The organism is Streptomyces zhihengii (assembly GCF_016919245.1).
GTDB classification, from domain to species: Bacteria; Actinomycetota; Actinomycetes; order Streptomycetales; family Streptomycetaceae; genus Streptomyces; species Streptomyces zhihengii.
The window spans coordinates 212,130-225,214 of sequence record NZ_JAFEJA010000003.1; the positions used below are offsets into that span (position 1 = coordinate 212,130).

Here is a 13,085-nt window from a genome sequence, read left to right on the forward strand (position 1 = left end):
CTTGTCGTAAGTTCGGTGGGTCTTATGGGTGGATGGCCAGGCCGGTGTGGGCGAGGAAGGACCATGGCAGTTGTGGGTTGCGGTTCATGCGGTGGATACCGTGCTCGGTGGCGTCGGCGAGGTGGTCGCCGGCGAGGTTGGCGAGTTCACGTTTCTTGAGTGAGGACCACTGCAGCTCCACCGGATTGAGCTCCGGGGCATAGGCGGGCAATCGTTCCATGGTGAGCCAGTCCTGGTCGGAGACCCAGTCACGCATCGCGCGGCTCCAGTGTGCGGACAAGCAGTTCCGGACCAGCCCCACGCGCTCGCCGCCGTAGAACACCTTCATCTGCTCGAGGACCTCGATGAGGGTGGCGGTGTCGTAGCTGCCGGGTTTGAGATGGAAGCACGGGCGGGCCCCGCGGTCGGGGTCCGTGGCGTGGTAGCCCAGAGCCCCGGCCATCGACGCGCGCTTCAGCTCAGCCGGTGCCGCAGGAGCGGGGTCCGCCCTCGGGGTGCGAAGATGCGACGGATCTGAGGGAGCAGCGAGACGCCTGATTCGCCGAGGAACACGATCCAGGCACGTGTGTTCACCGCTCCTTTTTGATCCGCGCTCGTGAGCGACCCACCGGGCGATCTCCGACTCGTCCCGCTCGAGCGCCCGCCGCTCAGGACGCTGAAGAGTCCATCCGAGCCGGCCAGTCAGCAGTCGCCACGCCGAAGCCCGCGAGAGCACTACCCCCGTCGCACGCTCGACGACGACACCGACCCGCTCCAGAGTCCACAGGTCGGCCTCGAATCCATGAGCCCCGGCTCCCTGCTCCAATGCTGCCCGGACGGTCTCGACCTGGGTGTCGTCCAGCTTGGGAGGAGTACCGGTGGCCGCACGTCTTCGCAAGGCGACGGCACCACCTTCATCCCACGCGCGCCGCCAGCGCAGCATGCTCTCGGCACACACCCCACTGCCCGCGCGGACTCCGCATTTGCCACACCGGTCTCGAACAGCTCGACCGCCCGAACCCGACGCGCCTCCGCCAACTGAGGCCTTAACAATGGAGGAAGAGAGCTGCCAGCCGCCGAGGATGAAGATCCATAAGCCACCCCGATACCACCTCACCCACACCGCCACCACACCCACCGAACTTACGAAAGGTCAGTAAGAGGTCCTAACAGCAGCTGCTGACGGTGTGACTGTCGGCTCAGATGCTCGTTGCTCTGTTCGTGGGGAAGAGGAACTCTCGTGCGTGAATCGTGTCGGACGAACTGTGGTCGTTGGTCGCGCCGTTGTTGCCGAAGTTGGTCGCGGGGCGGCCGAGGGTTCCTGACTGGCAGGCTCTGTGCGGGATCCTGTTCGTGCTGCATACCGGGATCCAGCGGGAGTACCTGCCCCAGGAGCTCGGCTTCGGGTTGAGCATGACCTGCTGGCGGCGGCTCGCCGCCTGGAACGAGGCGGGCGTGTGGGACCGGCTCCACGTCGCCCTGCTGTCGAAGCTGCGCGGAGACCAGCTCGACTGGGCCCGGGCGGTGATCGACTCCAGCCACGTACGGGCCGCTCGGCGGGGCCCTACAGCGGCCCCAGCCCGGTCGACCGCGCACGTCCGGGCAGCAAGCACCACGTCCTCGTCGACGGACAGGGCATCCCGCTCGCGGTGTCGCTGACCGGCGGAAACCGCAACGACGTCACACAGTTGCTGCCGCTCCTTGCCAAGGTTCCTCCCGTCGCCGGTCTGGTCGGACGGCCGCGGCGACGGCCGGAAGTGGGGCTGGGAGACTGCGGCTACGACCACGACAAGTACCGCCGGCTCGTCCGGCCCCTGGGCATCACACCAGTGAGCTTCTTCAGCGTTGCCGGTTGAGGGCGAGGATGGCCTTGGCGATTGACGTCATGCGGTTGGGCTGCAGCGAGATCTGCGGAAGATCCGCCAGGACTTCAGGTGGGCAACGCCGCGTTCGACGGGTGCTCGTGCTGCGGCCAGGGCATGGTTGCGGGTCTTTTCGGTAGGGGCGAGTTCCTGCAGGGTCTTGCGGTTGATGCCGGTGGTCAGCCACGGGCTGGCGCCCTGGTAGGCGAGATCGGCCACGTTGGGAACGCCCTGGTGCTCGCAGATTCGGATGATCTGGTAGGTGCGTGCGGCCCGGCAGGGCGGGCGAGAGCCATAACAGCCGGCCGTCGGGATCGGTTACGACCTGCACGTTCACGCCATGGCGCCGGTGCTTGTGGGAGTAGTCGGCCCGACCGTCGCCCACCCGATCGCACTTGGCGAGGGTGCCGTCGAGCAGGACGAAGTCGGGCTCGTGCTCGCGCAGTGTCTTCAGCAGACCCGGCGCAGGCGTGGCAAGCAGGTCGACGACCGCGCTGGTGTTGGCGTGGGCGGTGGACTCGCTGATCCCGAACCCGGCAGCAACCTTTGCCAGAGTGGTGTGTTCGCGCAAGAACACCAGTGCCACCATCGCTCGCTGGGACGGACGGAGCTTGCAGCGACGGTCGCCCTGGGGTGGTCAGAGTGGTGATGCTGCCCACCAGGCGAACGCACACCACCTGCTAGTACTCCAGCAGCGTTTCGCTATCTGGCCTGGTCAGAGGCATCGTCGGGAGTGTAGTTGGCTGCTGGCACGTCAGGGGCGGTCTTGCCGGACCGCCCCCTTCAACGAATGACTTCGTCTTCGGAAGTGCCAGTGCCGGGACACCGCCTGACGCCTTCGCCGCCATCGCGACCAATTCAGTGCATGGATGCGAAGGGGCGAGTGGGGCCGGTGGGCGGGGTCAGTTGCCAGCAGCCGACGGACTTCTGCCACGGTGAGCGGGACCATGGTGGAACCGTTTCTGCATCCCCCTTTGCCGCTGCGTCTGCCGCCGTGGCCGCGAGAAAGGCATGCGCGAGCATGGCCAGGGTGATGTGCCTCATCCATCTGACATAGCGGCGGACTTCGTACTGGTCCAGGCCACACTCGTTCTTCGCAGCCTGGAAGCATTCCTCGATCGCCCACCGACATCCGGCAACGCGCACGAGCTGGTCGGCACCGGCTCCCACCGGCGCGTATGCGAGGTAGTAGGCAACCTGATCGGGTCTGCTGATGCTGCGCCGGGCCAGCGCCCAGCGATGATGGGTGGGCCGCTCACTGTCGAAGTCCTCGATCACCGGGAGCTGGACGGCGGCCCAGTCATAGACGCGCGGGCCCTTGGCGCCGTCGCCGCACGAACGTTGCTCCCATGCCTCATCCGGTGCCTGGCTGAAGAGATGGTCGATCCGGCCGAAGCGGGGCACCGAATGGGACTTCGGGACGGCGAGCACATAGCCGACGGCGGTTTCTTCCAGCATGCGGCGAAAGCGCCACTCCTGGCCGTAGGCGGCATCCGCGGTCACCCAGGCGATTGGCAGCGGCGAGGCGAGCGCGCGCAGCACCATGGCCCTGGCCAGTTCTGGTTTGGTGGCGAAGCCCCTCTCATCAGGAATCTTGGCGGCGCGGCAGCGTTCGCGGTCGTCCGTCCATGACTTGGGCAGATATAGCTCGCGGTCCACCAGGGCGCGTCCGTGGGTGGTGGCGTAGGCGGCGAAGACCCCGATCTGGCAGTTCTCGGTGCGGCCGGCGGTGCCGGAATACTGGCGCTGGACACCGGCGGAGGTGGTGCCTTTCTTGACGAAGCCGGTGTCGTCGAGGATGAGGACTCCGTCGGCTTCTCCGAGTCGTTCAGCGACGTATGCCTGCAGGTCGTCGCGGATGTCGTCGGCGTTCCAGATGGCTCCGTTCAGCAGCCGTTGCAGGCCGTCGGGGGTGCGGTGGCCTGCGTGTTCGGCCAGTTGCCAGCCGTTCTTGCGGCCGACCGGGCCGAGCAGGGCGCGGACGTAGTCACGCATGCGGCGTCGCAGGTCGGCACGGCCGAAACGGTGGCCGATACGCAGGAAGAGGTCGTCGAGTTCACGGTCCCAGGTCGCGTCGGCAAGGTCGTCGATCACGCGGGAAGGCTGCCCTCGTCACTGCGCAAACAGTTCTCGAAGTCATTCGTTGGAGGGGCGGTCCGGCAAGACCGCCCCTGACGTGCCAGCAGCCAACTACACTCCCGACGATGCCTCTGACCAGGCCAGATAGCGAAACGCTGCTGGAGTACTAGTACCAATGCCGTGTAGTTAGGGGTGCCGTGGGCGGTGTCAAGGGGCGGGCGTCAGGATGTGGACGCTGATCGTGGCCCTGTAGGTGGTGCGGTCGACGGTGCCTCTGGCGTTGTATCTCGAGATGGCCCGTTTCACGACGCGTGGACGGGTGCGGATGCGGCGGTCGGGCATGAGGGCGGCCAGGATTCGGCGGCCTATGGTGCCGGCGAGGTCGATCACGGCGCCACTGAACACGCCTGCGGCCTGGATGACCAGATCGCGGGCGGTGTTCAGGGCGATGGAGAAACTCGCCCGGTCGGGGTCGGTCCCGGGCCGGCTGGCGGTGGCGTCCGCCATAGCCAGCCGCAGGACCTGGTAGGTGACCAGCACTGCGAAGACTTCCTGGGCGACACCGGCGGGAGTGCGGGCACGAAGGACCCGACCGCCGAGGATCGTCGACTTGATCTCCAGATAGGTGGTCTCGATTTCCCACCGCTCGTGATACAGCCCGATCAGATCGCCGGCGGGGTGGGTGAAGGGGTCGGTCAGGGTTGTGACCAGCCGGTATGCGCCGGTGCGTCGTCCCTGTGATGTGCTGATGGTGATCTCGCAGCAGACAACACGGACCGGAACGGGTCCGATCCGGGAGAGCCAGGAGCCGTCGGGGAAGCGTCGCAGGACCGGCAGTCTGCGGTTCTCCTTCACCCGGACCAGGACGTGTGCGCTCCTCAAGGTGACTGCTTCGATCAGGGCCTGGACGGCGAAGTTCCGGTCCAGCAGGACGATCATGTCTTCCCGCAGGCTTCGGACCAGGCGTGGAGCGTAGGTGGTCTCACCGTCGGTGGCCGGACCGAATACCGCGTCCATGACGGTTCGGGTTCCGCAGGCGACCAGGATCAGAAGCCGCAGTGAGGGGTATCCCGCGCCGCCATTGTTGCAGCGGTGCCTGGTGAACTCGGCCTGGTTCGCGGGGCTGTCCGGCACTGCCATCAACGTGCCGTCGATGGCGCAGACGAGCAGTCCGTGCCACCGCGTTCCGGCGATCCCGAGTCCCGCGGCCGGTCCACGAAGCAAGTCGAACAGGTGACGCAACGGTCGGGTCCCGAGCCTCTTGCGGGCCTGGGCCAGCGCGCCGGCCGTGGGAGTCGCCGTCGGCAGTCCGTCCAGGCCGGCCGTCAGCCGCTGCCACACCTGCTGCCATCCGAGCCCCGGGAACAATGCCCCGCCCAGCAGCAGATACACCACCACGCGCGAGGGAAGGTCCCGTATCCGCTGCTGGGTTCTGCCGGTATCTGCCAACACCTCATCGACCATCTCGAACGGGACAATCCGTGTCAGCTCGCCGAGATGGCCGGGGGCAAACGCCCCTGCCGCAACCGCTACTTCACGAGAGATGACAGACTTGGCGGCCAACGGAGCTCCTGCTGAACAGTGATCTTGGTCGACACGGTTCTAGCAGGAGCTCCGTCACTTCATTAGTGTGCTTGACAAGCAGCCCAGAGCCCTAACTACACGGCATTGGTACTAGTAGGGCTTGGTCATGTTGGTGCAGGGTCCGGCATGTCGCGGTGACAGGTGGGGCAGGCGCCGGTCCAGGTCGCGAGGAGTATCTGCAGCTCGCGGACGACTCGGTAGAGGCTCAGGCCGGCGCCGTCTCTTTTGGGGATCGGCTCAGTCGCTGGAGGGTGCAGAAGGCGTGGGCTACTGAGACAAGGGTGACGTGGTGGTGCCAGCCTGGCCAGGTCCGGCCTTCGAAGTGGGCCAGGCCGAGGGCTTGTTTCATCTCGCGGTAGTCGTTCTCGATGCGCCAGCGGAGTTTCGCCGTGCGCACGAGGACGGGCAGCGGGGTGGTCTCGGGCAAGTTGGAGAGCCAGAACTGCACGGGCTCGTCCTGGTCGGCGGGCCATTCGGCCAGCAGCCAGCGGACCGGAAGCTCGGCGGTGGTCGCGGCCTTGCGGATCTCACGTCCGGCGGGCCGGATCCGCAGGGCCACGAAGCGCGAGTACATGCGCTTGAATCCGCTGCGGCCACTGCCCGGCCGTGATCCTTCCCTCCACTGCACCGGCCGTGCAGAGGATTTGCCGGCCGCGATGACCAGGTCTTTCACTCGCTGTGCCGACTCGGGGTATGCAGGGACCGGCCGCCGGCCCCTGCCGAGGTAGGCCGGGGTCGTAGGCTGTGCGTCCTCGGGGTGTGCGGTGGTTGTGGTCGAGATGCCCACCACGTAGTCGAGTCCGCGTGTCTCAAGGCCGAGCCGGAAGGCGGCGGTGTCCCCGTAGCCGCCGTCGGCGATGACCTGGGGCACTTCGATGCCCCAGGATCGAGTCTCATCGATCATGTCGAGGGCCAGCTGCCACTTCTCGACATGGCCCACCTGGGCAGGGATGGCGCACTTGTTACGGCGGGCGACCTTGGCCGGATCGGCTGTCGGTGAGGCGGGATCCCAGCTCCCTGGCAGGAACAGACGCCAGTTCACCGCCGCGGAGGCGCTGTTGGAAGCCAGGTGGAGCGAGACACCGGCCTGGCAGTTGGTGACCTTGCCCGCAGTGCCGGTGTACTGCCGGGTCACGCACGCCGACGCGTCCCCGTCCTTGAGGAATCCGGTGTCATCGATGACCAGCGCGATGGGCTTGATGACCGGCTGTATGCGCCAGGCCAGCCGGGCCCGCACATGCGCCGCATCCCACGGGCTGGAGGTCACGAAGTGGGCCAGGGCCTGCCGGTTACCTTCCTCGCCAAGGCGGGCGGCCATCGGCTCCACCGACTTGCGGCCGCCGTCCAGCAGCAGCCCCCGCAGATAGACGCCGCCCCACCGGCGCTGATCCGCCCGCGCGAACGGCTCGAACATCTCCGCCGCGAAATCCTCCAGATCACACCGAACCGCGGCCAACTCCTCGCTCAGCACATCCAGTCAACGACACGGCCGATCAAGAAGACACGCCATGGCAAATCGCACATGACCAAGCACTACTAGTACATCCGCTGTGGGCACCCGTTGTGGGCGGTCTGCGAAAGACGGTCCAACACGCGGTCCTGGAGCACAGCACTCCCTACACTCACCTTGACTCGCATGAGCGGGGAAACGCTGCTGGAGTATTGGATTACAAGGGTCGCTTCTTCTTGTCAGAATGCCTTTCTCCCTGTCAATGAACGAACCTCAACCTCTGCATACTTCGACGCGTCCGGCTCCTCGCCGGAGAACACCGAGCCAAGCCATCCGAATAGAAACCCAATCGGTATAGATATCAGGCTCGGATTTTCCATGGGGAACCAGTCGAAATTCGAATGAGGGAACATTGAAGTTGGTCTTCCGGAGAGCGCCGGGGAGAAAAGTACCAGACATACACTTGAGCTCAGGCCGCCATAAATTGACCACAAGGCGCCTCGCGTTGTGAAACGCTTCCAGTACAGACTGTAGAGAATGGTCGGGAGATTGGCTGAAGCGGCGACCGCAAAGGCCAGTGAGACAAGGCTGGCTAGGTTTAGGTTACGCGCAAAGATTCCAAGAATAACGGCTACTGCGCCGATCAGGACGGTCACTCCACGAGCGACGAATACACCCTCGTCCGGCGTTGCGTTCCCTTTCTTTATGACATTTATGTAGAGATCGTGCGCGACTGAGGTGGATGAGGCTAGTGTTAGACCGGCGACTACGGCAAGGATAGTAGCGAAAGCGACCGCAGAGACGACAGCAAACAGAATAGCGCCTCCCATTGAATGTGGTCCTCCGCCGATTTCCTGTGCTAGGAGGGGTACTGCGGTGTTGCCGGCATTGTTGGAGGCTTTGATATCGCTTGAATCAACGAGCGCTGCGGCACCGAATCCCAGGACTATCGTCATGAGGTAGAAGGATCCGATGATGCCAATTGCCCACATGACAGAGCCGCGTGCTATTTTCGCTGTGGGGACAGCGTAGAAGCGGATCAGTATGTGTGGCAATCCAGCGGTGCCCATCACAAGTGCCATGCCCAGCGAGATGAAGTCCAGCTTGGAAAGCGCAGAACCGCCGAACTTGATGCCTGGCTCTAGAAAAGCATCTCCCTTGCCGCTCCTCTCGGCAGCTGCCCCGAGGAGACCGGAAATGTTGAAGTTGAACTTGAGCATGACGAGAAAGGTGATGACGAGTGTTGCGGAAATGAGTAGTACGGTCTTGGCTATCTGTACCCAGGTGGTCCCTATCATGCCACCGATAGAAACGTAGATGACCATCAGCAAGCCGACCATGCCAACGCTTGCTGCTTTTCCGGCTTCGCTAGTAATGCCGAGAAGGAGTGAGACAAGCACGCCTGCACCAGCCATCTGGGCGACCAAGTAGAACGTCGAGACGACGGTGGTTGATACACACGCTGCCACCCTCACGGGTGTTTGGCGCAGGCGATATGCCAAGACGTCGCCCATCGTGTAGCGGCCAGTATTGCGAAGGGGCTCGGCAACCAGTAGCAGTGCTACCAACCAGGCGACCAAAAATCCGATCGAGTAGAGAAATCCGTCGTACCCGTAAAGCACGATGGATCCTGCGATGCCGAGAAATGATGCTGCAGACATGTAGTCGCCGGACAGGGCGAGTCCGTTCTGCATGCTGCCGAACTTGCGTCCGCCGGCATAGAAGGCTTCGGCTCCGTCGTCCTGAAGGCCCGCCCACAGGGTGATGCAGAGAGTTACTGCGACGATGCCGGAGAAGAGCATTGCTACAAGGGCGCCGTGACTGGAGGCGCTCTCTACGGCAAGTTGACTTGTATGTCTCATGACACGTGCCCTTCGTGACCGTGGATTGCAGCCTGAAATGCTGGAGGGGTTGCTTTGCAAGAGCGGTGCGATTGGGAGATGTCGCGGTGGTGAGGGATAGGGTTTTGCCCACGGTTGAGGAATTACGGGCTCACTCTGTGTGGCGACAGACGCTTGAGCTAGGTGATGTAAGTTTCTGTGAAAATAGGCTGCGACGCAGTGAACGCGACAGCACGCAACACGGGTATCCTCGCGACCTGCTAGAAGATCCCGGGCTTTGCAGGTTCCTGACGACTGAGGGCCGGGAGCGCTGGTCTTCTGTAACGCGGACCGCTGAATTCATCCAGTCGTGATTGCGTCACCGCAAATGTCACACTAGGGCGGCCGCGCTCAATGAGGGATGTAAACTGCGATCCATCGAGTCGAGCGGCTTTTTGGGCAGGCTCTAGTTTCTAGGCCGAGAGCGCAGCCATCACTCCATGCGAGGCTGACAGTCACGGCAGGTGGGATGACTGGGCCGTCTGTTGCTGTACGGAAAAGAACATTTTCACGACGCGTTAAGATAGCCAGAACGCGGTGGCGGTTACACTGTCAATCAGATCAGACCCGATCGAATAGCATGGGAGACGGCCTGAGTGCGATTCGTGAAATGATGCCTTTTCATCGCTGCATAGAGAACATTCTTGATAGTCCTCTCCGAATACTGCATCCTCTGTGAAACCTGCTCAAGGTCTAGGCCTTCAGATAGCAGGCGCAGCACCTCTATCTCGCGTTGCGAGAACGCCGAAGAGGTGAGTCCTCGCGGTGCCAGAACCTCCCTGTGTACTAGCTGCACCTGCCTCATCAAGGCTCCTTGGAGGCCGGCAGGAAGACATCCTTCTCCGTCTGCAACCGCACTAATGGTGTTGCAAATGGCAGTGGTGGAGAAGTTTGATCGCCACAGCATTGCGCGTACGCCTCTCTCAATCGCTGCGTATACGTCAACATGGCAGTCCTTGTCTATGACAAGAACAAATCGACCTGAGCCTGAAGGGGAAAGAGTGTCGATTAATTTGAGCGTTGAAGCATCCACGCTTTTGACGGAGAGTGTAAAGACGTCAGGCTCGGTGTCTCTGTGCTGGTCGAATTCGCGCAATCGGGGGGACTGCTGCAGGGAATGCACGAGACCGGCGTGAGCGATCACGTCGGATGCATGGATTTTAACTGCAATTTGTCGCTGGGTTTCGGTCTGGCCTGCGGTGGAAAGTGACGATGACTCAACGGCACCCGTTTTCATTTACCAGTTCTCCTGCTCCGTTATCTGCTGTGACGTTACGTGGGGATCTGGCCTTTCATCCGGAAAGGTGCGGAGACGACTCGGTTCTGGTGGGGGGTGTGGGGTGGTTTTGTGCGTGGGTGGGGGGTTGGTGGTCTGGGGTGGTGTCCGGTGTGGGGCTGGGGGGTGTTGCCTGCTTCTCGGGGCGTTCGGTGTCGTCGGCGCTTTCGGTGCTCTCCGGCTCGGTGTCGTCGAGTTCGGTGAGGAGGGCTTCTGTCTCGACGAGCATGCTGACGGGGCCGGTGGGATTGATGTAGAGCTGGTGGCCGAGGGGCAGCTGCTGGACGAGGTCGGTGACGGGGCGGACGTCGAACTGCAGACGGCCGGCGGCCTCGACATGCTTGGGAGAGGTGTAGACAGGCAGGACCGGGCTGTTATTCGGCGCGGTGCCCAGCACCGGAGCCCCGTCGAACTCGATCAGCACAGCCACTTCCGCCGCGGCCAGTCGGCGATGCACGTCCTCGGCCGGCCCGTACCCGGTACTCGCCAACTGCACCGCCGCATCAACCGGATCCGTCGGCTCAGGAAAACCCAACGCCTGCGGCGACGCCTTGTAAGCCCGATTCTCCTGCCACTCCTCGACCTTGCCGCTGCTCCCGGAACGCCACCAGCCGACCACGGCCCACTCGGGCGGCGCACCGCTGCCCTTCCATGCCGGGTCCACCATCCCGATCCAGCTCTCGGGAGCCAGCCGGGCAGCCTCCACCGTGTCCGCCGGCGGCTCGGGCGGCGGCGCCGAGAACTTCAGCCGGTACGCATCCGACGACACCGCATCCTCACCCGGGCCGCCGGCATCCGGCCCACCGCCGCTCTGGTCCACCGGCACCTCCACCGGCGCCGGCTCAGGGCGGACGCCACCCGGCACACCCTCACCAACCGGCCCGACACCCGCGGACCCCACGCTCTGACCCGACTCGAAAGAGCCAGAGCCCTCGGGAGACGAAGCAAGGCTGTCGTTCATACGTCCCTTCCCAACAAGCAGCACATCCGGAAAACAAGCCGCCGCCCAACCGGAAACGGCCAAGCAGGACTCGCAATGTACTCAGACACCCCCGCCACACACCCCACCCCCACCCGCCAACTGCCCGTTCCTCCAGGTGATAGGGGTACGGTTAGGGATCTAGCGCCAATTCGCCACGCTGCCGAGTGGACCAATAAGCCTTTTCTGAACGTCTGAGAATGGGCTTTGTCCGACTGCCTGGCAGTGCTAGTCAGCGTCAGGTCTCGCCATGGATTCCTGCAGTCGGAAGATCACAGGCGGATGCGGCTCGTCGGTTCGGCACTCCTGCGAATCGGACGGCTGCGCCGATTCTCCTGTGCTTCGGCGCAAGTCATTTGTGCGGCTGCTGTGATCGTGCAGTCTTATGCGACATTGTCGTCACGGGCCATGCAACGAGACTGGGGGAGTGGCCTGGGTACCTTGGCGTGCGCCCCACCGCTCTTCCGGACGTCTCGCGTAGTGGACGGGAAGGGTTGCTGGACCCAGCCACTGAGGAGCTGGTGGAAGGGTTGACGCGACCGCAGCACGCCAACTGCTCTGTTTGCGCTGCTACGACGGACGGACTGGCCTTCGGCTTGGCTGGACCACATCGTGCTGGTTCGGACCAGCCATCCACGGACAGGGCTGACCCTCTCGTTGTACAGGGGCATCCAGGCCATGCGGGATGTGCTGCATCGACCGGGGCGGCAGTTCGACTGACGCTGAGCCGGGTCCTCATTGCTCGCCTTACGGCCGAGCCCTGACTACTCAAGCGGTACTCCGAAGGGCACACGCCGTTCCGCAGCTCGTCCCGCATGGCCACCACTTACTCGTGCGCAGCCTTGGCATGCCATCCCCATGGCCGCCGCGTTCGATGCGCCGGCGGTCGAGCTGTTCAGGTGACGTCCCTTGCCCGAGATCGCGCAGATGTTGTGCACCCGCTGCCTCTGACTTGCAGGGCGTCCGCCGTTCGGGCACCAAGCGGGCATCAAACGGGCGCCGAGCGGACTCCGATGCGAGCTAGGCAGACGCAGACTTTCGGTCAAACGGACCCTCGCTGCGCCTCACCAGGAGTGGCTTGTCGGCGAATGAGGTACTAACGGGCAGGCATCGTGCCGCATATGCGCTGGTCGGGGGCGCCTGCTTACTTGTACAACAGCACATGGGCCCGAACGGACGTCGAGCCCGAGCCGTCTGTTCGAGTAAGCAGGGACGTAGCCGTGGACACCGACGACCGCCGACGTGAGATTCTCGACGCAGCGCGGCGTAATGGGTCGGTCCATGTCAATGGCCTCGCTACGCGTTTTGACGTAGCTAAAGAAACAATCCGTCGCGACTTGAACGTACTTGAGTTGCACGGCCTCCTACGTCGGACGCACGGAGGCGCGTATCCCGTCGAGAGCGCTGGCTTCGAGACAACGCTTGCTGTACGCACCACCCGCCATGTACCTGAGAAAGCGCGAATCGCCCGCGCAGCTGCAGACCTTATTGGCGATGCGGAAACGATCTTCATCGACGAGGGCTACACCCCGCAGCTCGTCGCCGAGGCACTGCCGATGAACCGATCACTGACGGTGGTCACAGCTTCCTTGGCTGTAGCCGGTGCTCTCGCACACGCGAAGGGCGTCGTCGTCCTGCTCCTCGGCGGACGAGTCCGCGGCGGAACGATGGCCACGGTGGACCACTGGGCCGCCCTCATGCTCGCCGAGTTCGTCATCGACCTGGCCTACGTCGGCGCGAACGGGATCTCCCGCGAATTTGGCCTCACTACACCGGATCCGGCAGTGAGTGCGGTCAAGTCCCAGGCCATGCGTAGCGCACGCCGTCGAGTCCTCGTCGGTGTGCACAGCAAGTTCGGGGCGGTGAGCTTCTGCCGCTTCGCTGAGGTTGGTGACTTCGAATCGATCGTCACCGACGTCGGGCTGTCCTCTGCTGAGGCGCAGCGCTACTCCCTGCTGGGGCCGCAAGTCATCCGGGCTTGAGCAGGGCACACCGA

At 63.9% G+C, this 13,085-nt stretch carries 8 protein-coding genes and 2 pseudogenes; 2 read left to right on the top strand and 8 right to left on the bottom strand.

All coding sequences use genetic code 11. The annotated features are described in order from the left end of the window. Positions 1-22: 22 nt before the first annotated feature. Positions 23-922 (bottom strand): IS630 family transposase, encoded by a 900-nt coding sequence (locus JE024_RS38830; protein WP_205378692.1) that lies wholly within the window; start codon positions 920-922, stop codon positions 23-25. 305 nt (positions 923-1,227) lie between these two features. Here JE024_RS38830 and JE024_RS41695 point away from each other — a divergent pair. Next, positions 1,228-1,808 (top strand): annotated as a pseudogene (locus JE024_RS41695) (IS5 family transposase); the annotation flags it as partial. Positions 1,809-1,818: 10 nt separating this feature from the next. On the opposite strand, the pseudogene JE024_RS38840 reads toward JE024_RS41695, so the two are convergent. The 7 genes and pseudogenes from JE024_RS38840 to JE024_RS38870 form a co-directional block, all read right to left on the bottom strand. Then, positions 1,819-2,472: pseudogene (locus JE024_RS38840) on the bottom strand (transposase); the annotation flags it as partial. Between the two features lie 227 nt (positions 2,473-2,699). Then, positions 2,700-3,935, bottom strand: coding sequence for an IS701 family transposase (locus JE024_RS38845; RefSeq protein ID WP_372449916.1), 1,236 nt, complete (start codon positions 3,933-3,935; stop codon positions 2,700-2,702). A 192-nt stretch (positions 3,936-4,127) separates the two neighbouring features. Next, positions 4,128-5,465 carry an IS4 family transposase gene (locus JE024_RS38850; RefSeq protein WP_205378946.1) on the bottom strand — a complete coding sequence of 446 codons (1,338 nt, stop codon included), beginning with the start codon at positions 5,463-5,465 and terminating at the stop codon, positions 4,128-4,130. A gap of 244 nt (positions 5,466-5,709) precedes the next feature. After that, entirely contained in the window at positions 5,710-6,975 is a 1,266-nt protein-coding gene (locus JE024_RS38855; protein ID WP_205374336.1) for an IS701 family transposase, read from the bottom strand. 218 nt (positions 6,976-7,193) lie between these two features. Further along, positions 7,194-8,816 carry a monocarboxylic acid transporter gene (locus tag JE024_RS38860; protein ID WP_205378695.1) on the bottom strand — a complete coding sequence of 541 codons (1,623 nt, stop codon included), beginning with the start codon at positions 8,814-8,816 and terminating at the stop codon, positions 7,194-7,196. Positions 8,817-9,390: 574 nt separating this feature from the next. Further along, positions 9,391-10,071 carry a response regulator transcription factor gene (locus JE024_RS38865; RefSeq protein ID WP_205378696.1) on the bottom strand — a complete coding sequence of 227 codons (681 nt, stop codon included), beginning with the start codon at positions 10,069-10,071 and terminating at the stop codon, positions 9,391-9,393. 55 nt (positions 10,072-10,126) lie between these two features. Beyond that, positions 10,127-10,930 (bottom strand): type VII secretion system-associated protein, encoded by an 804-nt coding sequence (locus JE024_RS38870; protein WP_244883697.1) that lies wholly within the window; start codon positions 10,928-10,930, stop codon positions 10,127-10,129. 1,379 nt (positions 10,931-12,309) lie between these two features. Here JE024_RS38870 and JE024_RS38875 point away from each other — a divergent pair. Next, entirely contained in the window at positions 12,310-13,071 is a 762-nt protein-coding gene (locus JE024_RS38875; protein WP_205378697.1) for a DeoR/GlpR family DNA-binding transcription regulator, read from the top strand. Positions 13,072-13,085: the final 14 nt, after the last annotated feature.